Source organism: Caenimonas aquaedulcis (assembly GCF_015831345.1).
In the GTDB taxonomy this organism is placed as follows: domain Bacteria; phylum Pseudomonadota; class Gammaproteobacteria; order Burkholderiales; family Burkholderiaceae_C; genus Ramlibacter; species Ramlibacter aquaedulcis.
Genome location: NZ_JADWYS010000001.1, coordinates 2,106,397 through 2,128,690, shown reverse-complemented (window position 1 = coordinate 2,128,690; position 22,294 = coordinate 2,106,397). Strand labels below are relative to the sequence as shown.

The window sequence follows — 22,294 nt, the reverse complement described above, 5'->3', positions numbered from 1 at the left end:
CAGCCGTCGCTTTTTGCGACTTATTCGATGTTTTGCACCTGCTCGCGCATCTGCTCGATGAGGACTTTCATATCCACCGAGATGTGCGTGAGTTCGAGCGCCGCAGATTTGGAGCCCAGCGTGTTGGCTTCGCGGTGGAGCTCCTGGATCAGGAAGTCCAGGCGCTTGCCGATTTCCCCGCCTTTTTTGACCAGGCGTTCGATCTCCTCGAGGTGCGAGCCGAGGCGCATCAATTCCTCGGCGACGTCGATGCGGATCGCGAACGCGGTGGCTTCGCTGAGCGCGCGATCCTGCGCGGCTTCGGGCAGGGCCGCGCCGTCGGCGAGCGCCATGGCTTCCTTCCACCGTTCCAGGAAGCGTGTGCGTTGCTGCTCTACGAGTTTCGGCACCAGCGGCGTCGCCTGCTGCGCGAGCTCGCGCAGCTGCCTGAGGTGTCCGAGCATCATCGTCGCGATGCGCGCGCCTTCGCGTTCGCGCGCGGCGACCAGTTCGCCGATGGTGCGCCTGGCGAGTTCCGCGAGCGGTTCGGTCCAGTCGACATCCGCGGAACCCTCCGCCGCCGACAGGCGCACCACGTCCGCGACGCTGAGTGCCCGCGCGTCGGGCAGCCAGCTGCGCACGCTGTCCTGCAGGGTGTTGAGCCGCTGCAGCAGGCGCGGCGTCGGCTCGCGCAGGCTGTCGCCAGCGGCGCTCTCCAGCGCGCCGCGCACTTCCACCTTGCCGCGCCGGATCTTCGACGCGATCATCTCGCGCAGCGCGGGCTCGTGCTGGCGCAACTCCTCGGAAAGCCGGAAGGTGAGGTCCAGGAAGCGGCTGTTGACGGACCGTATTTCCAGGCCGAGCCGGCCGGCCGGCGTGCCTTTGGTCTCCTGGCCGGCGGGTGCTTGCGGCGCTGCCTGCTGGCCGCTTGCGTAACCGGTCATGCTGTAAACTGCCATGGAGACTTTTCTCTCTGGTTCGACGGAACGTTGCGGGATAGCGAGAATAACCGGGGCGCGCCTTGTGGCCCATGATTCTTAAATTATGTCAAAGGTGAAACCTGCTCCCTTGCCGCCGGACACCGTCATCGGTGGCTACCGCGTGGTGCGCAAGCTCTCGGCAGGCGGCTTCGGCGTGGTCTACCTCGCCGTCGACAACGAGGGCCAGCAGGTCGCCGTCAAGGAATACCTCCCCGCGTCCCTCGCCACCCGCGCTCCCGGTGAACTGCTGCCGCAGGTGCAGCCCGAGAAGCTCTCGCTCTATCGCCTGGGCCTCAAGAGCTTCTTCGAGGAGGGCCGCTCGCTCGCGCAGATCTCGCATGCCTCCGTCGTGAGCGTGCTGAACTTCTTCCGCGAGAACGAGACCGTCTACATGGTGATGAACTACCTGGAGGGCGGGACCCTGCAGGACTTCATCATCACCGCGCGCGAGCTGAAGAAGCAGAAGGTCTTCCGCGAGTCGACCATCCGCTCGCTCTTCGACGAAATCCTGCGCGGCCTGCGCATCGTGCACCAGCACAAGATGCTGCACCTGGACATCAAGCCGGCCAACATCTTCATCACCGACGACAACAAGGCCGTGATGATCGACTTCGGCGCCGCGCGCGAGGTGCTGTCCAAGGAGGGCAACTTCATCCGCCCGATGTACACGCCGGGCTTCGCCGCGCCGGAGATGTACCGGCGCGATTCGTCGATGGGCCCGTGGACCGACATCTACGCGATCGGCGCCTGCATCTACGCCTGCATGCAGGGCTATCCGCCCAACGACGCGCCGCAGCGCCTCGAGAAGGACCGCCTCGCCCTGGCGCTCTCGCGCCTGCGCGGCGTCTACTCGGACAACCTGATCGAAGTGGTGGAGTGGTGCATGTCGCTCGACCCGCTGTCGCGCCCGCAGTCGGTGTTCGCGCTGCAGAAGGAATTGAGCCGCGAGGGCGAGCGCCGCTACACCAAGCTGTCGGTGGGCGAGAAGATGCGCCTGCAGTTCGACAACATGGTCTCCGACACGAAAAAGAACGTCAAGCGCGCCACCGGTTTCGGCGGCGTGAAGGCCAAGTAAAACGACAGGAACCGAGTCCCCGCGATGAAATTCTCCGTGTTCCAGATCAGCCGCAAGGGCGGGCGCGAAAAGAACGAAGACCGCATGGGTTATTGCTACACGCGGGAGTCGGGCCTGTTCGTGCTGGCCGACGGCATGGGCGGGCACCCGGAGGGCGAGGTCGCCGCGCAGCTCGCGCTGCAGACGGTCTCCGCGCTGTACCAGAAGGAAGCGCGCCCGATCGTGAAGGACGTGTCCGAATTCCTCTCGACCGCGCTCATGGCGGCGCACCACCAGATCATCCGCTACGCCAGCGAAAAGGGCATGCTGGACACGCCCCGCACCACGCTCGTCGCGGCCATCGTGCAGGGCACGTCGGCCACCTGGGTGCACTGCGGCGATTCGCGCCTGTACGTGGTGCGCGGCAGCGAACTCCTCACGCGCACGCGCGACCATTCGTACCTCGAGCAGCAAAGCGGCGCGGGCGGCGTGGTCCGGCTGGACCGCATCAACCGCAACATCCTCTTCACCTGCCTGGGCTCGCCGACGAAGCCCGTGTTCGACGTCACCGGCCCGGTGCAGTTGCAGCAGGGCGACAAGATCCTCCTGTGCTCCGACGGCCTGTGGGGCAGCCTCGAGGACATCGACATCGTGCGCGACCTGTGCACGAAGCCCGTGTCGGAGGCGGTGCCGGACCTGGTCGAGGCGGCCCTTCGCAACGGCGGCGACCACAGCGACAACGTGACGGTGATCGCCCTCGAATGGGAAACCCCCGACACCTTCGAATCGACCCGCGGAATTTCCACCGACAGCATCAGCGACGGCGTGTTCGCCTCCACCATCCAGGCAGGCGTGCTCGACACCATGGTCGAGGACCTCGACGACGCCGCCATCGAGCGCTCCATCGCCGAGATCAATGAAGCGATCCGCCGCTCGGCTGCCCGCAAAACCTGACCCACCATGACAAATTTCGAGAGAAGCGGCCGGCGCGCCGCAGACCAGCTGCGCCCCATCCGCATCACGCGGGGCTTCACCATCCACGCCGAAGGATCGGTCCTCATTGAATTCGGCCAGACGCGCGTGCTGTGCACCGCGTCGGTCGAAGAGAAGGTGCCGCCGCACAAGCGCGGCAGCGGGGAGGGCTGGGTCACCGCGGAATACGGCATGCTGCCGCGCGCCACGCACACGCGCGGGGACCGCGAAGCCGCGCGCGGCAAGCAGAGCGGGCGCACGCAGGAGATCCAGCGCCTGATCGGCCGCTCCATGCGCGCGGTGTTCGACTTGAAGAAGCTCGGCGAGCGCACGATCCAGATCGACTGCGACGTGCTGCAGGCCGACGGCGGCACGCGCACGGCGGCAATCACCGGCGCCTTCGTCGCTGCGCAGGACGCGGTGACCAAGCTCATCGCCACGGGCAAGTTGAGCGAATCGCCCATCACGGGTCCCGTGGCCGCCGTGTCCGTCGGCATCGTCGAAGGCACGCCCCTGCTGGACCTCGAATACGTGGAAGACGTCGGCTGCGACACCGACATGAACGTCGTCATGACCGGCGCCGGCCACTTCGTGGAGGTGCAGGGCACGGCCGAGGGCGCCGCCTTCACCCGCGCCGAAATGGACGAACTGCTGCGCCTGGCCGAAAAGGGCATCGCCGAGCTGGTCGTGCTCCAGCAAGAGTCCCTGGCAGCCTGACCTGCCTTTCTCCCCCTCCCTCTGGGAGAGGGCAGGGGTGAGGGCATCGGGGTCCCTCCGGAGCGACAATCAGTCCCATGATTTCCCGCATCGTCCTGGCCTCCAACAACCGCGGCAAGCTCGCCGAGCTGCGCGCGATGTTTGCGCCGCTCGGCATCGAACTCGTTCCCCAATCCGAGCTGGGCATTCCCGAAGCGGACGAGCCCTTCCGCACCTTCGTGGAGAACGCGCTCGCGAAGGCGCGCCATGCCTCGCAAGCGAGCGGCCTGCCCGCGATTGCCGACGATGCGGGGCTTTGCGTGGAAGCCTTCGGCGGGCTGCCCGGCGTCGACACCGCGTTCTATGCCACGCAGTTCGGCTACGAGAAGGGCGATGCCAACAACGTGAGGGCCCTGCTCGAACAATTGCAGGGCCATGCCGACCGGCGCGCCGCCCTCGTGAGCACGCTCGTCGCCGTGCGCGCCCCGCAGGACCCGGAGCCGCTCATCGCGGCAGGGCGCGTCGCCGGCGAGATCGCGCGCGAGCCCGTGGGCGACAACGGCTTCGGCTTCGACCCCGTGATGTTCATCCCCGAATTCGGCAAGACCTTTGCGCAATTGCCCGTGGAGGTGAAGAACGCCAACAGCCATCGCGGCAAGGCCGCGCGGCAGATGCTCGCCCTGATCCGGGAGCGATGGCTGTGAACGTCACGATGGTGCCGCCGCCGCGCGACGTGCAGCACTACCTGCGGCCCGGCACCTTGCAGCTCGCTGCGCTGCCCCCGCTGTCGCTGTACATCCACCTGCCGTGGTGCCTGAAGAAGTGCCCGTACTGCGACTTCAATTCCCACGAGATGGCGCGCGGCGAACTGCCGGAGAAACGCTACCTCGACGCGCTCGTCGCGGATCTCGAAGCCGCGTTGCCGCTCATCTGGGGACGCACGATCCACAGCATCTTCATCGGCGGCGGCACGCCCAGCCTGTTTTCTCCGGGCGGGATCGACCGCCTGCTCGGCGACGTGCGCGCCCGCCTGAAGCTGGAGCCCGATTGCGAGATCACGCTCGAAGCGAACCCGGGCACTTTCGAGAAGGATCGCTTCCGCGCATTCCGAGGCGCAGGCGTCACCCGCCTCTCGGTCGGGGTGCAGAGTTTCAACGATGCGCACCTTGCCGCGCTCGGGCGCGTGCATGACCGCGCGCAGGCGATCGCCGCGGTGGAGGAAGCACAGCAGGCCTTCGGCACCTTCAACCTCGACCTTATGTATGCCCTGCCGGGCCAGTCGATGGCGCAGCTGGAGCAGGATCTCGCGCAGGCGATGGCCCTGGCGCCGCCGCACCTGTCCGTCTATCACCTCACCATCGAGCCCAACACGTACTTCGCGAAGTTCCCGCCGCGCGTGCCCGACGACGACACGGCCTACGCGATGCTCGACCGCATCACCGAAGTGACCGGCGGCGCAGGCATGGAACGCTACGAGGTGTCGGCGTATGCGAAGCCTGGCCACCGCTGCTGGCACAACCTCAACTACTGGCAGTTCGGCGATTACCTGGGCATTGGCGCCGGTGCGCACAGCAAGCTGAGTTTTCCGCATCGCGTGGTGCGCCAGGTGCGCTACCGCGAGCCGCGCCTGTACATGGACAACGCGCTCGCGGGCCGGCCGCTGGCGCAGGAGGACGAAGTGCCGCGTGCGCAATTGCCCTTCGAGTTCATGCTCAATGCCCTGCGGCTGAAGGAAGGGTTCGCATTGAACCAGTTCACCGAGCGCACGGGCCTCGCCCCCACCGCGATCGCGGCGCCCCTGGCCGAAGCGCTGGCCAAGGGACTCGTCGAGCGCGACATGAGCCACGTGCGTCCCACGACGCGCGGTTTCGATTTCCTGAGCGACCTGCAGTCGCTCTTCCTCGCGCCCGAGGCGCCGGCAGTCCCATGAACGTCCTCGACTCCATTGCGCGGCAGGTCCGCGCGTATCCCCAGCGTCCGGCGCTGATCCTCGGGGCCAACACGCTCACCTACCGGCAGCTCTGGCAGAACGCGGCGCGCGCCGCCAGTCACCTGCAGGCACAAGGCGTCGCGCAGGGCGATTGCGTGGCCGTCGCGAAGATGAACCCGCAGGCCTACCTCGTGATCGTGATGGCGCTCGCGCGGCTGGGCGCCGTTTCCACGCTGGTGCAGCCGGGTTGGAACGCGGGCAAGCGGGCGCAGGTGTTCCTGCGAAACGGCGTGAGCGCGTGGGTGCAGGGCGACGACGCCGGTCCTGCGCAGGCGCAGCAAGGCGTGCCGGGCCTGCGCGCGATCACGGCGCAATCGCTCTTCGCGCCCCTGCCGCAGGACGCGGTCGTTCCCAAGCTGGCACAGGGCCTCGAGGACCGCCCCTGGCGCATCGGCCTGTCGTCGGGGACGACTGGCGAGGGCAAGAGCATCCCCTGGACGCACGGCCAGGTGGCGCGCCTGCATCGCGTGTCACTCGACGTGTATGCGGCGGGGCCCGGTGAGCGCCTGCTCGTGTTCGCCGACCTGGGCATCGGCCTGGGCATGGGCCACGCGATGATGCAGCTCGCAGGCGGAGGCGCGGTGATCCTCTCCGATTCCATCCAGCCCGGCGCTTTCTTCGAGGCCGCCTCGCAACACCGCGCCACCCAGGCACTGACGACGACGGCGATCGCGTTCACGCTGCTCGAACACGCGTCGGCCGTCGGCGCGCCACGGTTGCCCGCGCTTCGCTCGCTGCTGCTGGGCGGCGCGACGGTGCCGCCCGCGCTGCGGCAGGGGCTGCAGGACAAGGTCTGCCCCAATCTGCAGGTCACCTACGGGTCTACCGAGACGGGCACGCTCGCGCGATCGGATCACCATTCGCACCTCGCGCGTCCGGAATCCGCGGGCCGCGTGATGCCCTGGATCACCGCGCAAGCCGTCGACGACAGCGACCGGCCGCTGCCTCCGGGCGAAGCGGGACGCCTGCGTTTCCGCTCTGCCGCGATGGCCTCCTCTTACCTCGGCAACCCCGATGCGACGGCGCAGGTGTTCCGCGACGGCTGGTACTACCCCGGCGACGTGGGCGCGCTGGACGACGAGGGCTACCTCGTGCTCGGCGGCCGCAACGACGACCTCATCAACCTGCAGGGCGTGAAGGTCAATCCGGCGCAGGTGGAAGACGCGATGGCCAGCCATCCCCAGGTGATCGAAGCGGCGGCCGTGGAAGTCCTGCAACGCAATGGCCGCAAGGCGCTGGCCGCGGCCGTGGTGGCCCGGTTCGCGTTCGAGACGCGCGAACTGCGTGCACACGTGCGCGAGAGGCTCGGGCGGCTCGCCACGCCTTCGCTCGTGCTCTTCGTGGAGTCGCTGCCGAAGAACGAGGCGGGTAAGCTGATGCGCGGTGAGCTGCAGGCGCGCATCGAGAAGGCCATCGGCGATTCCGGCCCCGACGATTCTGCCCATGCGAATTAGATTGCGCCGCATCGTGCGCGCCATTGCAGCGGCCGCGCTGATCGCCGCGGCGTGCAGCGCGGCGGCGCAGGCACCGATACGGATCGTGGTGCCGACGACGGCCGGCGGGCCGCTGGACGTGGTCGGGCGCGTGCTCGCGACGGGCCTTTCCCGCGACCTGAAGGAGACGGTGATCGTCGACAACCGGCCCGGGGCGAACGCGATCATCGGGACCGAATATGTGGTCCGTGCGCCCTCGGATGGGCGCACCCTGCTGCTCGGCTCGGGATTCGTCGCGACGAATGCGGTCTTGAACAAGCTCTCGTTCGACCCCGCGCGCGACCTGGCGCCGGTGGCGGAGCTGACGCGCGCGGGCATGGTCGTGCTGGTGCGAAAGGGCCTGCCCGTCTCCGGCCCTCGCGACCTCGCCGGCGCGGCGGCCGCCCAGCCCGGCGGACTGAACTGCGCGGCGCCGCCCGGCGAGATGGGGCTGGGCTGCGAGCAGCTCCGGCAGGCGCTCGGCGGCGCTGTCGTCACCGTTCCCTATCCCGGCGTCGCGCCCGCGATCCAGGCGCTCGTGGGGGGGCACGCCGATGTGATGCTGGCGCCGTACGACGCCGCCCTGCCGTTTCTCGACGGCGGACGCGTGGTCCCCATCGCCACCAGCGGAACGACGCCGGTGATGGCGCCGTTCGAACGGCTTCCCTTGCTCAAGGAGCAGTGGCCGGGCTTCGTGGTGGTCGGCTTCCTCGGCGTGTTTGCTCCCGCCGGCACGCCGGCGGAGACCATCAGGAGGTTGAATCGTGAATTCGCCTCGCTACTGAAGGACCCGCCGGTGCGCGAGTTCATGCGCGCCCGCGGCTCGAGCGCGGATGAGGTCGGGCCACCGGAGAAGCTCGCCGCCACCCTCGCCGACCGGCTCGACTATTACCGGCGCCTCGCCGACGCGATCGGCCTCAAGCCCCAATAGCTTTCACCGGTACTGGCGACACATGCCGTCTTTGCATGGCACCCGCGTGCATCCGGCATTTGCGTGAGGACGGCGCCGAGCCTAGAGTAGCCGTCTGCCTACCTAGGGGACATCCATGAATGCCAACATTGCGGCGCTGCACAACCGTGTGGACGCTGTCATCGCGCTCGCCGCGACCCGGTCCGACGCGCACCGCTCCCAAATTATCCAGGGCTTCGCCCGTGAGTATTTCAGCCGCATGGATGCGGACGACCTGGCCGAGCGAACGCCCGAAGACCTGCTCGGCGCCCTGGAGTCGCACCTGCAGCTCGCGCAATCGCGCGAGCCCGGCACGCCGAAGATGCGCATCTTCGAGCCGAGCCAGGCGCAGGACGGCTGGACCTCGAAGCACTCCGTCATCCAGATCGTCAACGACGACATGCCCTTCCTCGTGGATTCCACGAGCCTCGAGATCAACCGGCAGGGCCTCACGCTGCATCTCATCGTGCACCCGATCTTCGCGGTGCAGCGCGATGCGAGCGGCGTGCTCAAGGCCGTCTCGCCCGCCTCCGCGTCGCCCGGCGTTCCGCGCGAGTCCTGGATGCACATCGAGGTAGACCGCCTGATCGATGCGGAGCAACGCGACACCCTGGCGGCAGGCATCGAACGTGTGCTGGCCGACGTGCGCGCCGCCGTGACCGACTGGCAGGCCATGCTCGGGCGTCTGCAGGAAGCGATCGCCGAGCTCGGCCGCGCACCGGCCTCGTTGCCGCAGGCGAACGTCGCGGAGAGCCGCGCGTTCCTGCAGTGGCTCGCCGACGGCCACATGACGTTGCTGGGGTACCGGCAGCACGACCTCGTGGAAGATGGCGGCGCCGAAGGCCTGCGGCTCGTGAAGGGCAGCGGCTTGGGCCTGCTGCGCGAATCCCAGACCGGCGAGATGTCCGCGAGCTTCGCCGCGCTGCCCGCGACCGCGCGCGCGCTCGCCCGCGCGCCCTTGCCGGTGCTCGTGGTGACCAAGGCCAATACACGTTCGACCGTGCACCGCGCGGGCTACACCGACTACATCGGCGTCAAGCGCTACGACGCGCAGGGCCGGGTGACGGGCGAGCATCGCTTCATCGGCCTCTTCACCTCCACCGCCTACAGCGCGCGCGTCGCGGAAACGCCGCTGCTGCGCGGCAAAGTCGGCGCGATCGCGACCAAGGCGGGCCTGCCGCCCGGCGGCCACCTCGCGAAGGCGCTGGACCACGTGCTGGAAACCTATCCGCGCGACGAGCTCTTCCAGATTCCCGACGACGAACTTTTCGAAACCGCGCTGGGCATCGTGTCGCTCGGCGAGCGGCAGCGCCTGCGCCTGTTCATGTGGCGCGACCCTTTCGACCGCTTCGTCTCCTGCATGGTCTACGTGCCGCGCGAGGCGTACTCCACCGACCTGCGCGTGAAGTTCCAGCGCATCCTCATGGCCGCGCTGGGCGGCGCGAGCGCGGAATTCGACGTGCTGCTCAGCGATGCGGTACTCGCGCGCATCCACTTCACGGTCCGCACGACACCCGGGCAGATTCCCTCCTACGACCGAAAGGACATCGAGCGGCAACTGGCCGCCGCCGCGCGGCGCTGGGACGACGACCTGCGCGACGCGCTCGTCGAAAGCGAAGGTGAGGCAGCGGGCCTCGCCCTGTTCAAGCAATGGAGCGCTGCGTTCCCGGCTGCGTATCGCGATCGTGTGACGGCACGCGACGCCCTGCCCGACGCGCGCAAGCTCGCTGCTGTCACCGCGTCCGCGCCGCTGCAACTCTCGCTCTACCGCCCGGCAGGCAACGCCGGCACGCTCGGCCTGAAGGTCTACCGCCGCGGCTCGCCCCTCGTCCTCTCCGACAGCCTGCCGATGCTCGAACACATGGGCGTGCGCGTCATGGGCGAGAGCAGCTACCGCGTGGGCGATGGCGCGATCTCGCTGCACGACTTCGAACTGCAGGCGCCCGCCGGTGTCGAGGCCGACCCCGCGACGGCAGGTCCGCTCTTCGAGGACGCGTTCGCCCGCGTGCTGAACGGCGACGTCGAAAGCGACGATTTCAACCGCCTCGTGCTGCTGGCCAACCTGTCCGCGGAAGAGGTCGCGGTGCTGCGCGCCTATGCGAAGTACCTCAAGCAGATCGGCTTCGCGCAGTCGCAGGCGACGATTGCCGCGACGCTCTCCACGCATCCGCGCATCGCGCGCATGCTGGTGGGCCTGTTCAAGCTGCGCTTCGACCCGCAGAACGCCGATGCCGAAGGCGCGCAGGCGCAGGTGAACGGCATCGAGAAGGCGCTGGAGAAAGTCAGCAACCTCAACGAGGACCGCGTGCTGCGCCAGCTGCTCGCCCTGGTGGATGCGACCTTGCGCACGAACTACTGGCGCACGGGCGTGGGCCACTCCGGCGCACCGGGGCCGCGCCGCGCGTTCCTCAGCTTCAAGTTCGACTCGTCGAAGATCCCGGGCCTGCCGCAGCCGCGCCCGCTGTACGAAATCTTCGTGTACTCGCCGCGCTTCGAGGGCATCCACCTGCGCGGCGGCAAGGTCGCGCGCGGCGGCCTGCGCTGGTCCGACCGGCCGGACGACTTCCGCACCGAGGTGCTGGGCCTGGTGAAGGCGCAGATGGTGAAGAACACCGTGATCGTGCCGGTGGGCTCCAAGGGCGGCTTCGTGCTGAAGAAGGCGCCCCCGCAATCCGATCGCGATGCGTTCATGAAGGAAGGCATCGCCTGCTACCAGGACTACCTGCGAGGCCTGCTGGACATCACCGACAACCTCGTCGGCGGCAAGCCGGTGGCGCCGCCGCAGGTGGTACGCATCGACGGCGACGACCCGTATCTCGTGGTGGCAGCGGACAAAGGAACGGCCACCTTCTCCGACTTCGCGAACCAGGTCAGCCTGGAATACGGCCACTGGCTGGGCGATGCGTTCGCATCGGGCGGCAGCGTGGGCTATGACCACAAGGTCATGGGCATCACGGCGCGCGGGGCGTGGGAGAGCGTCAAGCGGCATTTCCGCGAGATGGGCGTGAACACGCAGTCGCGGGCGTTCACAGTCGCGGGGATCGGCGACATGTCGGGAGACGTCTTCGGCAACGGCATGCTGCTGTCGCCGCACATCCACCTCGTCGCAGCCTTCGACCATCGGCACATCTTCATCGACCCGAATCCCGATGCGGCGGCCTCCTTCGCGGAACGCCAGCGCCTCTTCGCGCTGCCGCGCTCCTCGTGGGCGGACTACGAATCGAAGCTCATCTCCGCCGGTGGAGGCATCTGGGCCCGTTCGGAAAAGTCCATCCCGATCTCGCCGCAGGCAAGGGAAGCGCTCGGCATCACGGCGGACAAGCTGGCCCCGACGGAGCTCGTGTCCGCCATCCTGAAAGCACCGGTCGACCTGCTCTACAACGGCGGCATCGGCACGTACGTGAAGGCATCGAGCGAAACCCATGCCGATGTGGGCGATCGCGCCAACGACGCGCTGCGCATCAACGGCAACGAACTGCGATGCAAGGTCGTGGGCGAGGGCGGCAATCTCGGCTTCACGCAAAGAGGCCGCGTGGAAGCCGCGCTGGCCGGCGTGCGCCTGTACACCGATGCGATCGACAACTCCGCGGGCGTGGACACCTCCGACCACGAGGTGAACATCAAGATCCTGCTGGGGCTCGCTGTAGGCAAGGGCCGCATCGATGAAGCCAAGCGCAACGCCATCCTGCCGACCATGACGGACGACGTCGCGGCGCTCGTGCTGCGCGATAACTACTTCCAGACGCAGGCGCTGTCCATCGGCAAGCGGCTCGCGCCGCAGTTGCTCGATGAACAGGCTCGCTTCATGCGCTTCCTCGAGAAGAACGGGCGGCTGAACCGCGCCATCGAATTCCTGCCCACGGACGACGAGCTCGCCGAGCGCAAGACGCGCGGCCTGGGCCTCACCACGCCGGAGCAGGCGGTGCTGCTCGCCTATTGCAAGATGTGGGTGTACGACGAGCTGCTGGAATCCAACCTGCCCGAAGACCCGTGGGTCGAAACGGCGTTGGCGCGTTACTTCCCTTCGGCGCTGCAGCGCGACTTCCCGCAGGAGATCGCGGCGCATCCGCTGCGGCGCGAGATCATCTCCACGCACGTGCTCAACAGCATGATCAACCGCGTCGGCCCGACCTTCGTGCACCAGGTGTCCGAGGTGACCGGCGCCGCGCCGGCGCAGGTCGTGCGTGCCTACCTCCTGTCGCGCGAAGTGTTCTCCAGCGTCGCGCTGTGGCAGCGCATCGAGGCGCTGGACAACCAGGTCAGCGACGACGTGCAGGGCGAACTCATCATCGAGTGGCGCCGCCTGATTGCCCGCGCGACAGGATGGTTCCTGCGCTCGCGGCGCCTGCAGGAGCCGATGGAGCGCGTCGCGCAGAAGTTGCAGCCCGCCGTGGCGGCGCTGCGCGAGCGGCTGGAGCCGGAAGGCGCGGAGTCGCCGCGCGTTTCGCAGTGGATCGCCGCCGGCGTGCCGCGCGACCTCGCGCTGCAGGTGAACGCGGCGGACCGCCTCTTCAGCGCACTGGACATCGCGGAGATTTCCGATTCCGCGCAGCGACGCCTGGACGTCACGGCCGACGTGCACTTCGGCGTGGGCGAGCGCCTGGGCCTCGAGCGCCTGCGCCAGCAGATCGACCTCCTCCCCGCCGACAACCACTGGCAGGCGATGGCGAAAGTCGCATTGGCAGAGGACCTGGGTGGCCTTCGCCACACCATCGCCCTCGACACCGTCAAGGGCGACGCGGGCACCGCCGCGGAGAAACTCTCCGCGTGGGAAGCGCGCAACCCGATGGCATTCGCGCGCGCGCGGCGCCTCGTGGGCGACCTCGCCGACACGCCCAACCCCGACCTCGCGATGCTGTCCGTCGCGCTGCGCGAACTGCGCAACCTCGTGCAGGACTGAAGCGCGGGACCGGTGCGGGGACTGAAGGACTGAAGCGGGGACCGCGGGATCAGGCCGACAGCGCCTGCATCTCGCGGTACAGGTCCGCCTTGCCTTCGAAGCCGATGCCCGGAAGGTCGGGCAGCGTCACATAGCCGTTCTTCACCTTCACGCCGTCGGGGAAGCCGCCGAAGGGCTGGAACAGGTCCGGGTAGGACTCGTTGCCGCCCAGGCCCAGGCCCGCCGCGATGTTCAGCGACATCTGGTGGCCGCCGTGCGGGATGCAGCGGCTCGCGGACCAGCCATGTTCCTTGAGCATGTCGAGCGTGCGCAGGTATTCGACGAGGCCGTAGCTCAAGGCGCAATCGAACTGCAGCCAGTCGCGGTCGGGGCGCATGCCGCCATGGCGGATCAGGTTGCGCGCATCCTTCATCGAGAACAGGTTCTCGCCCGTGGCCATCGGGTTCCTGTAGTAGTTGCGCAGCGTCGCCTGCAGTTCGTAGTCGAGCGGATCGCCCGCTTCCTCGTACCAGAACAGGTCGTACTGCGACAGGGCCTTTGCATACGCGATCGCGGTGTCGAGGTCGAAGCGCCCGTTCGCGTCCACCGCGAGCTTCTGGCCGTCCTGCAGCACGGAGAGGATCGAGTCGATGCGGCGCAGGTCTTCATCGAGCGACGCGCCGCCGATCTTCTTCTTGACGACCGTATAGCCCCGGTCGATGTAGCTGCGCATCTCGTCCTTCAGCTTGCCGTGGTCCTGCCCGGGGTAGTAGTAACCGCCCGCGGCATACACGAACACATCGCGATTGGGTTTGCCGTTGCCGTAGCGGTCGGCCAGCAACTGGAAGAGGGGCTTGCCCTCGATCTTCGCGACGGCATCCCACACGGCCATGTCGATCGTGCCGATCGCCACCGATCGCTCGCCGTGGCCGCCGGGCTTTTCGTTGGTGAACATCGTGTTCCACACCTTGTGCGGATCGATGTTCTTGCCGTCATCGGACATCAGCGATTCCGCGCTGGCTTCCATCACGCGCGGGATGAAGCGTTCGCGCATCAGCTTGCCCTGGCCGTAGCGGCCGTTGGAGTTGAAGCCGTAACCGACCACCGGCTTGCCGCCCTGCACGACGTCGGTGATGACCGCCACGAGGCTCAGCGTCATCTTGCTAAAGTCGATGTAGGCGTTGCGGATGGGGGAGCTGATGGGAAGGGTGACTTCGCGAATGTCGACGATCTTCATGGGTGTGTCCTCGGGTTCCTGCCAAAACTGAATCGTCCGCGATCCCGGCCGCTTGCGCCAATGCCCAATTTCTCTGCTTCAATGCCCTGGAGGCACCGATGCTGAACTTTCTCTGGCTCGAAGACTTCCGTGTGCTCGCTGCGACGGGCAATTTCTCCCGCGCCGCCGACGAGCGGCATATGACGCAGCCCGCGTTCAGCCGCAGGATCCGCGCGTTGGAGGAATGGCTTGGCGCGGAGCTCTTCGACCGCAGCACGCAGCCCGCGAAGCTCACCGAAGTGGGCGAGTGGTTTCGCGGCGTCGCGGATGAGCTGCTGGCGCGCGTAGCCCGCGTCCCCGGCGAGGCGCGCATCGTGGCGGAGGCGAGCTCGGTCACGTTGCGAATCGCCGCGACGCATGCGCTGTCGTTCACCTTCCTGCCGCTGTGGCTTCGCGGCCTCGAAGCGCGCACCACGCTCGGCCCGGTGCAGCTGGTGTCGGATGTGCTGCAGCGCTGCGAGGCGCTGATGCTGCAAAGCAAGGTGCAGTTCGTCCTGAGTCACTCCCATGCGCAGGCGCGGGGGGCGCTGGATGGCGAGGCTTATGTGTCCGTGGTGGTCGGGCACGACAAGCTGGTCCCGGTGTCGGCGGCGAACAAGCAGGGCAAGCCGCTGCATGTGCTGGGGGGCAAGACGGCGAAGGCCGTGCCGGTGCTGGAGTACGCCGGCGAGTCCGGGCTGGGGCGCATCGTGCGTGCGGTGGTGGGGCCGCGGCTGGAATCCCTGCCGGTGCGCGTGGCTTTCACCGCACATCTCGCGTCGGTGCTGCGCACGATGGCGCTGGATGGGCGCGGGGTGGCGTGGCTACCGGAGATCCTGGTGAAGGAGGACATGGCCGCTGGACGACTCGTGCCCGCCTCGGATGACGGTTGGAACGTGCCGATCGAGATCAGGCTGTACCGCGAGCGCAGGGCCTTGGGTGCGGCGGCGGAGGCGTTCTGGAGTTCCGCAAAGTAGCCGCAAATGGCGGAGAGTGTGGCTGCTACAGTATAACTCAAAGGCGTACCAATGGCCACCAACAAAAGCCAACAGCGCTAGGCGTGGTGCGGCATAGCGCCCCGGTGGCGGTGCAAGGCGTACTACCAAAAACCACGAAAAACAACGAAAAAAGGGGGGTAAAATGGGGGGTAACTACCAAACCATCCCTGCTGCCGCAGCCGTGACCCGCCACAACCTGCTTAACGACGCCGCCGTGCGTAGCAAAGGCAAAGCGCCTGGCTACCACCTGGACGGCCACGGCTTGTACTTGCAGGTTGGCGAAACTGGTACACGCTCTTGGGTGCTGCGCTACACGTTAAACAATTCACGCCGCGAGATGGGACTCGGATCTGCCTCCGACTTTGGGCTGGCAGAAGCGCGGGAGCGCGCCCGCGAAGCTCGGAAGCTAGTCGCAGAAGGTGTTGATCCTATTGCTGCGCGGCGACAGGCAAAGGACGAGCGCGCAGCGGGCATTGCGCGACAAAAACTCGAAGGCAAGACCTTTAAGCAATGCGCGCTGGAGTACATCGAAGAATACTCAGCCGACTGGAAGAACGCCAAGCATGGTGCTCAGTGGCTCAACACGTTGACCACCTACGTCTTTCCTAAGCTCGGGGCGAAGCGCATGTCAGATATCGACAAGGCTGACATACTGCGCGCCATTTCGCCAATTTGGAAAGACAAGGCCGAAACTGCATCGCGTACGCTTCAGCGTATACGGATTGTTTTCAACTACGCCGCCGCCAAGGACCACGTGCAAGCGCCGGATGCGGAATTCTGGACCCAGGTGAAGATCGCGCTTGGTGGCAATGTCAGGGCGCGCAAGGTCAAACACTTCGCGTCCTGCCCGCATTCTCAGGTGGGTCGCGTCTTGCAAAGAGTATGGGAAAGCACGGCGACGGATCGGGTGAAGATCGCGTTCGAGTTCGCCGTCCTCAACGCCACGCGATCGGGTGAGGTTCGAGGCGCACGATGGTCGGAGTTCGACAAGAGCTACAAGGACTGGACAATTCCAGGCGAACGCATGAAGTCGGGGCGGCCCCATCGCATTCCGCTGTCGAAGCGTGCACAGAAGTTGATGAAGCTCGCCGAGAAGCTTCGAACGACAACTGACGGCGACCTGGTGTTTGCCAATCCCTCCGGCAAACCCTACAGCGACATGGTGTTCACACAGCTGCTCAAGCGCCTGAAAGAGCCATTCACGATGCACGGGTTTCGATCGAGCTTTCGAGTTTGGGGCTCCGAAGAAACGCAATATGCGCACGAGCTAATGGAGTTCGCTCTAGCGCACGTTGTCACCGATCAAACAGTCCGCGCCTACGCGCGTAGCGACATGCTGGAAAAGCGCCGCGAAATGATGGACAGTTGGGCCAACTACATCTGGCAGCACGCACCGACAGCAACGGCAACCGAGAGCTAGCTCTCGTCTTTGGAGCGAATCGCTCCGCCCTCCGCAAATCAAACTGACCTGCGCAACAGGTGGCGCTAGCACGCGCCTGTCTCAAGTCAGCTGGTCACTCAACACGCAATTTCCACTGGACCAACCTGAGGTCAGACATGGTCACGCCTGCATTCCGAATCATCCTGCTCAACGTCAAGCCCTTGTTCGAACTTGGGCAAATTCTCGTGACGCCAAACGCCGCGCGCCTCATTGCGACACATCGCACCCGTGTCGAGGTGCTACTCGCGAGGCATGTCACCGCCGATTGGGGCGATGTAACTGCCGTAGCGGATATAGCAAACCGCCTGGCGCTCCAGAGCGGCGGCGAACTCATGTCGATCTACAAACTCAAGACAGAAAGTGAGGTACTTCCGACAGCAACCCATCAACTAAACCCGCAACTGTGGGTGGTCACCGAGGCCAATCGTGAGACCACCACATTTCTAACACCTGGCGACTATTAGACGCCAAGCATCTCAACCCAAACCTGAAAAATCAACCATGGAACAGAAAGCCACCTACGCTGCGTTGAAAGGCCAAATCGCCAAGCTCCAGAAGGACGCCGACGAACTCCTCAAGACGGAACGCGTAGCGGTCATCAACCGCATCAAGGAAGCCGTAACGGTCTATGCACTGACCGCAAGAGACCTGGGCCTAGGTAAACAATTGCGCAAACCGCGTAGGAAGAAGAATTTGGAAGCCGCGGGCCAAGAAACGCCTGCAAAGGTTGCGCGAAAGCCGAGGCCGGCGAAGTTCTCCGATGGCAAAGGGAACGAGTGGAGCGGGCGCGGCGAGCAGCCGGAGTGGGTGAAGGGCGCGCTAGGCGCCGGCCAGACGCTCAACGACCTCAAGCGAAAGCCTGCGAAGTAGACCTCGATCAGCACCCAGCAGTGCTGCTGGGTGCTCAGACTCCTTGCGTTCGGTCGCGTGAGTGTCGACAAGTGGCCGACAGGCCTCAACACACCTTTCCGTCAGCCTGTAGTGAAGGTACCCCCTCTCGGCAACCAAGCCCACGGATACGCGCAATTGCCGTCACCTGGCAAGCCCGCCGGTTGAAAAAACCTACGCGAATGCGTCCCACACGTCGCGACGTCCGATCGTGGTGCCTCTTGGATTCCCTTGAACTTGTAAATATTTGGGCGTCGGACTTCGGCGCGCAACCACACGCAAGGAACAAGATGATATTCAGCAAGGAAGCCAACTCCACACGCCCCCGCGTGGCATTGTTGGAACGTCGCCCCAACACATTCGTGCGGCAATGTGCCGTTGATGCAGCGCGAGCATCGAATGCAAAGCTGAAGCGCAGACGGCCCACTCGTAATACCCCGCACACAGGCACCCACGCGTATGGACCTGGAGGCAGACATGAGGGAGTAATGGGAGGGTTAGGGAGAGTCATAGGGAGGGCAGAGTGATGAATAACGAGTCCGAATCTGGCAAGTCAAAGCCTTGGTTCTCCTCCACGTTCGACACCGTAGGCGTCAAGCTTCGTGCCGATGGCGTTGACCTCTACCAATTGCACCAACTCCACCCCAAACGAGTTGTCTACCGTGAGGGCAGATACCGCGTAAAGAGTCGCTTCGGCACCTTTGCCTGGCTTCGCAGTCGGCGCGGTCAGGGAGTGCTGTTCATTGAAGCGTCAGTGCCGAAGTTCCTCACTGGCCAAAATCTGGTCGGTACGGAAAGACTTCGCCAAGGCGCGATCGAGCTGATCGACAAGGTTCTTGCACGTGCCAGGATAGAGTTGTCGTCCGAAGAGGTGCGCAGCTATCGGGCGGGTGACTTCGAGTTGACTCGGGTGGACTACGCAAATCACCTCTGGTGCGGTAGCAAGGCTCACGCATTGGTCTTCATGCGCGCACTCCATCGTCGAACAGTGGCGAAGATATGGAACTTCACGCAGTACCGCAGGCAAACCCTGTACTGGAGCAAAGATTCGAAGCGCTGGACGATGAAGGCCTACTTGAAGGCGCTGGAACTCAAGAAACGGCCGATGGGGTCGCAAGTCCGCGCTCGGAAAACCCTCACGCAGAAGGCCGAGGGCATGATTCGCTTCGAACTCACGCTGCGCGGCCAGGAGTTGAAACGTCTGGGTCTAAACCGCCCGGAAACGTGGACCCCAGAAAACGCGCGCGAGCTGCTCACAGAACGTGTAAAGGCCGTGCTGCCCCAGGAAGGCCAGGTGATCGACTTGAGGGGGATGGAACAATTAGGTGACAGAACGCGCATCCGTCTTGAGCTGTTTCTTCTTGGACAGACCGCTGCGTTTGACCAATACGAGCGCGCAAAGCTCGATGATCGGCGCGACATCCGTGAGCACACGGGTTTCGATATCGACTCGGTTTTGACCCCCAGTGAGCAGCACGAGAGCATGAAAACCCTACTTCAAATGTTCGAGCAAGGCTGGGGCTTTCGCTCGCGAGAAGCGAAATGGGAAGACATGAAACAGGGGAAATTGGGCCCAGTTTAATGAGCGAAGGGGAGGCAGCATCCGTTCGTCTTCAGATGCTGCCTCCGGGAATTACGGCCTACTTGCGGATGCCGTTACGAATAACTTCTTCAATGTCACTTCGCGCAACTCGTCGGCCGCGAAGGCCAACACTGACGCTTCTGAGCTTACCGTCGTTGATGAGGTTGCGAAGATGATTGATTGAAATTGAAAGATCTCTCGCCGCTTCGGCATATTTCATGAGCGATGGCTGGAAATTCGCGGGTTCAATTCTGGGCTTTGATGGGAACCCTTTGGGCCGAAGAGCGCCCTTTTTCTGGGATGGGCCAGATTCCACCGTTCTAGTGGGGCGATTGATTGGCTCGGGATCGTCGAGCCACATATTGCGCTTCCTCGCAAGGGACTGACCTTGCGACTGCGACTGCGCACTTTTCTTCATATGAGCCTCTCCTAAATGCAGGCCCACCCTCCCGTCTACAGCAGACAGGCTTGGCATGCTCGCTGACTCGGAAAGACGAGTCAGGTGGGCCAGGAAAGTCGAGTTGTGATGGCTTGAAATGCAAGATGGCGCATGGAAAAAGCGTATCACATCTACACGTCCAACGAAGTGCAAATCAATGAGGCAAATAGATGCCTATAAATTCAGCAGCGGTCTTTCATTTCTTTCGTCCGGAAAAACTAAACCCGTTCGGCGGAACGCTGCTCAAGTTAATTCGATGCTTGAAAGATTGTTGAGGGAGACAAACATTCTTCATCAGCTAGAGCACGACTGCGGCACGCCCGTTGAGCTTAATTTAATCGTGCAGGCATGCATTTCAACCGGAGACGGTAATGACAACGCAGAGAGACTCGAAGTTCTGTTTTGCGCGAATCATGGTACGCAACAAATGAATGGAGCTACTCAAATGACACGATATTTATATGGGCTTCCAATTTCGGATCGGTTCGAGGTGATTCGCTGCACATCAATCACCGAGAATGATGGTACGGTGATTTACGCGAAGGACGTTGGCCTAGACTATTTTTTGCGGCTGGTCCCATTTGTGGCTGCCACGTTGGCGGAATTTCCGGACCGGGGCGTGGGTGAGACTTTCAACTAGCAGCCTTTCCCGATGCCGCCTCACAGGTTCGGGAATTGAACTCTGGTCCGACGTCATAGCCATACTAGGTTCGTCGCAAAACTGCCGGCCAAGTGCCAACGTACGGGCCAGCGAATCCGATTCGTCTGAGCAATGCGAGTGCTTCGACTATGTCATGCACGGCGATAGCAGCTATGGATAGATCCGGAACGCCGAGTTCCTTGGGGAGTGCAGTCTCCCAACCTTCGAATGCTGGCCAAGGTACTAGCTTCTGGGACGAGTCGCAGTGTTCCACGCGGATCCACTTTGCCCCGCCAGGCGCTTCGAGCAAGGCGACAGACGTGCGGCTCGGGTGCTGCCAAGGCCAAGGTCGTGACCCGGAACGAGAAAAGCTGGGGAGGGTTGGTTGTTGCTGCAACGGTGTAGGCTCGGGCGAATACGGACTGGCGTTTCGGCGCTCGCAAGTAAGCTCCTGTCTGGCCAACTCGCGTGCACGTTGATCGGCCAATCGCGAATTGGCTGCCGTCTGCGCTTCTGCCTCAAATCGGGAAAGCAAGTCGCGGGTGTTTGCGGCTAGTAGCGCCCGTTCATCGTCTGTGAGCAAGCGACCCCCTCCGGCACCGAACTTCGCAGCGCCCAGCGCATCAGCGGCACCGTAGCGACGGGAGAAGCAGGTCGACCCTAGTACTATCAATTCGCCGCTGTCTTCGACCACGTGGATTGCGGCGTAAACGCCATGCCCACACCCTGGTTGCTGGCAAGCAACGCGATGTTCATGTGGCACGCATACGATCGCAAGCAAACGAGCCTTATGCTTCAGTTCGATGGACTGTTCCATAGACAAGCGCTAACCCAATACGGTGGTGAACTAAGAAGCTGCCACCACTTGCGCCAGCTCCACGGAAATGCCTGCAAATTCAGGCGTGTTGGCATGATCACGCCAGTAGGACACGAAATCATCGTTCGGGGCCGTTCGCACGATCTTCCAGATGTGGGTGGTATTTTCCTCCGTGTAGGGCGCAGCCAGCCCTTCGACCGATGTCGCATCGCCAACCACGACGTAATCCAGTTGCTTCGGTGCATCAGCGATAAACACATGATCGACTATCGAAATTTTGCTGTCTGGGTGAGCACCCATCCGGCAAATAAATGGACTCACAACCTCGTAGTACACAGCGCCGTCAGTAGGCGTATGACGGTAGATGGGTGCAGGTGAGATCTGGTCACACGAAACCCAGCCCGCCAGAACGTGTCGGCGTTTGCGGGTGCTCCCGCGGTAGACCTTGAGAATCAGGTCTGGCTCTGGACCTTGATTCTGATCGACCTGATATCCAATCTTTTCGTTGCTGGCCATTGCGATCTGCAGCAGATCAGCCTCTTCCGAAATTTCGTCGAGCGGCGTGAGATAAAGATATGCGATATTGACTAACTTCTCCGTTCCCTTGATGTTCCAGCTCGACGTCCAAAAGTAACCGGATTTGCGAATATCTCGCTTGGCCGATGCTGACGTGTGGTGGAAGAGGCGAATTTGGGGGGCGTTTCCCAGAAGTCTGGCTTCCCCCGTAGCGAGCGACGGCAGGTAAGGAACTCCGTGAACTGTGCAGGCATAGAGCAGACTTCCGTCCGTCAAATGTGTACGCACAGCGTCGCTTGAAAACCTAACCTGTACGCGAGCACCATGCGCCACATCCACTATCAACAGGCCCGCTCCCGTCTCTTCATCAAAGCCGACATGTGATGCCAAAAAGAATAGCGGTTGAATCCATAACAGCTTGGAGGCTACCTCAAGAAAAATGAGGTCTGGGACAATGGTGGAATAGTTTGGGTGATGAACCAACTTGCACTTTAAAAACCCTTGAAACTCGGTATCTCCCGAATGAGCAACGGAGAAGTTTCGGACGTACTCGCGACGGCCTGCGACGGCGCGCCTATTAAAGGAAAGGTCTCGATTCATCAGGCCAATCCTCGCACAGTTGTTTGCCGCACGCTCGCCACACCTAGGATCAGTCACGAGTTACCCGGCGTGTTCGGGCCATCGATTGTCTATGTGTATGGCTACATCGCGCGGGCGCTCTCTCATTCAAGGCCGTCTGCCCCGTCC

The 22,294-nt window shown here is 64.2% G+C and carries 18 protein-coding genes; 14 read left to right on the top strand and 4 right to left on the bottom strand.

The annotated features are described in order from the left end of the window. Positions 1 to 20: 20 nt before the first annotated feature. Positions 21 to 938: a YicC/YloC family endoribonuclease gene (locus I5803_RS10225; protein ID WP_196986265.1), complete on the bottom strand. Its 918-nt coding sequence runs from the start codon at positions 936 to 938 to the stop codon at positions 21 to 23. Positions 939 to 1,023: 85 nt separating this feature from the next. On the opposite strand from I5803_RS10225, the gene I5803_RS10220 reads away from it, so the two are divergent. The 8 genes from I5803_RS10220 to I5803_RS10185 all read left to right on the top strand — a co-directional run bounded on the left by I5803_RS10220 (position 1,024) and on the right by I5803_RS10185 (position 12,992). Further along, positions 1,024 to 2,034, top strand: a complete 1,011-nt coding sequence (locus I5803_RS10220; RefSeq protein WP_196986264.1) for a serine/threonine protein kinase — start codon at positions 1,024 to 1,026, stop codon at positions 2,032 to 2,034. 24 nt (positions 2,035 to 2,058) lie between these two features. Further along, on the top strand, positions 2,059 to 2,967 hold the full coding sequence (locus tag I5803_RS10215; RefSeq protein WP_196986263.1) for a PP2C family protein-serine/threonine phosphatase: 909 nt from the start codon (positions 2,059 to 2,061) through the stop codon (positions 2,965 to 2,967). Between the two features lie 6 nt (positions 2,968 to 2,973). Continuing rightward, positions 2,974 to 3,702 (top strand): ribonuclease PH, encoded by a 729-nt coding sequence (gene rph / locus I5803_RS10210; protein WP_196986262.1) that lies wholly within the window; start codon positions 2,974 to 2,976, stop codon positions 3,700 to 3,702. A gap of 77 nt (positions 3,703 to 3,779) precedes the next feature. Continuing rightward, entirely contained in the window at positions 3,780 to 4,385 is a 606-nt protein-coding gene (gene rdgB, locus I5803_RS10205; RefSeq protein WP_196986261.1) for an RdgB/HAM1 family non-canonical purine NTP pyrophosphatase, read from the top strand. Continuing rightward, the gene (gene hemW / locus I5803_RS10200; RefSeq protein WP_196986260.1) at positions 4,376 to 5,611 is read left to right on the top strand and encodes a radical SAM family heme chaperone HemW; all 1,236 of its coding nucleotides are present in this window, start codon (positions 4,376 to 4,378) and stop codon (positions 5,609 to 5,611) included. Before rdgB ends, hemW begins: the two co-directional genes overlap by 10 nt. Then, positions 5,608 to 7,125, top strand: coding sequence for a class I adenylate-forming enzyme family protein (locus I5803_RS10195; protein ID WP_196986259.1), 1,518 nt, complete (start codon positions 5,608 to 5,610; stop codon positions 7,123 to 7,125). Before hemW ends, I5803_RS10195 begins: the two co-directional genes overlap by 4 nt. Beyond that, on the top strand, positions 7,115 to 8,074 hold the full coding sequence (locus I5803_RS10190; protein WP_196986258.1) for a tripartite tricarboxylate transporter substrate binding protein: 960 nt from the start codon (positions 7,115 to 7,117) through the stop codon (positions 8,072 to 8,074). Before I5803_RS10195 ends, I5803_RS10190 begins: the two co-directional genes overlap by 11 nt. A 115-nt stretch (positions 8,075 to 8,189) precedes the next feature. Continuing rightward, entirely contained in the window at positions 8,190 to 12,992 is a 4,803-nt protein-coding gene (locus I5803_RS10185; RefSeq protein WP_196986257.1) for an NAD-glutamate dehydrogenase, read from the top strand. Between the two features lie 49 nt (positions 12,993 to 13,041). Here the strand turns inward: I5803_RS10185 and I5803_RS10180 are convergent, their stop codons facing one another. Next, positions 13,042 to 14,208 (bottom strand): mandelate racemase/muconate lactonizing enzyme family protein, encoded by a 1,167-nt coding sequence (locus I5803_RS10180; RefSeq protein WP_196986256.1) that lies wholly within the window; start codon positions 14,206 to 14,208, stop codon positions 13,042 to 13,044. A gap of 98 nt (positions 14,209 to 14,306) precedes the next feature. Between I5803_RS10180 and I5803_RS10175 the strand changes: the two genes are divergently transcribed. From I5803_RS10175 to I5803_RS10155, 5 genes are all read left to right on the top strand, one after another. Beyond that, positions 14,307 to 15,203 carry a LysR family transcriptional regulator gene (locus I5803_RS10175; RefSeq protein WP_196986255.1) on the top strand — a complete coding sequence of 299 codons (897 nt, stop codon included), beginning with the start codon at positions 14,307 to 14,309 and terminating at the stop codon, positions 15,201 to 15,203. A gap of 163 nt (positions 15,204 to 15,366) precedes the next feature. Continuing rightward, entirely contained in the window at positions 15,367 to 16,644 is a 1,278-nt protein-coding gene (locus I5803_RS10170; protein WP_196986254.1) for a tyrosine-type recombinase/integrase, read from the top strand. Positions 16,645 to 16,781: 137 nt separating this feature from the next. After that, entirely contained in the window at positions 16,782 to 17,129 is a 348-nt protein-coding gene (locus I5803_RS10165; protein ID WP_196986253.1) for a type I restriction endonuclease subunit M, read from the top strand. Positions 17,130 to 17,166: 37 nt separating this feature from the next. After that, positions 17,167 to 17,535, top strand: coding sequence for an H-NS histone family protein (locus I5803_RS10160; RefSeq protein WP_196986252.1), 369 nt, complete (start codon positions 17,167 to 17,169; stop codon positions 17,533 to 17,535). A gap of 544 nt (positions 17,536 to 18,079) precedes the next feature. After that, positions 18,080 to 19,135, top strand: coding sequence for a phage/plasmid replication protein, II/X family (locus I5803_RS10155; protein ID WP_196986251.1), 1,056 nt, complete (start codon positions 18,080 to 18,082; stop codon positions 19,133 to 19,135). 58 nt (positions 19,136 to 19,193) lie between these two features. Here I5803_RS10155 and I5803_RS10150 read toward each other — a convergent pair whose 3' ends face one another. Next, complete coding sequence (locus tag I5803_RS10150) at positions 19,194 to 19,553, bottom strand: helix-turn-helix domain-containing protein (RefSeq protein ID WP_196986250.1); 360 nt, start codon at positions 19,551 to 19,553, stop codon at positions 19,194 to 19,196. Positions 19,554 to 19,671: 118 nt separating this feature from the next. On the opposite strand from I5803_RS10150, the gene I5803_RS10145 reads away from it, so the two are divergent. Further along, on the top strand, positions 19,672 to 20,214 hold the full coding sequence (locus I5803_RS10145; protein WP_196986249.1) for a hypothetical protein: 543 nt from the start codon (positions 19,672 to 19,674) through the stop codon (positions 20,212 to 20,214). 847 nt (positions 20,215 to 21,061) lie between these two features. Here I5803_RS10145 and I5803_RS10140 read toward each other — a convergent pair. Beyond that, entirely contained in the window at positions 21,062 to 22,147 is a 1,086-nt protein-coding gene (locus I5803_RS10140; RefSeq protein ID WP_196986248.1) for a hypothetical protein, read from the bottom strand. Positions 22,148 to 22,294: the final 147 nt, after the last annotated feature.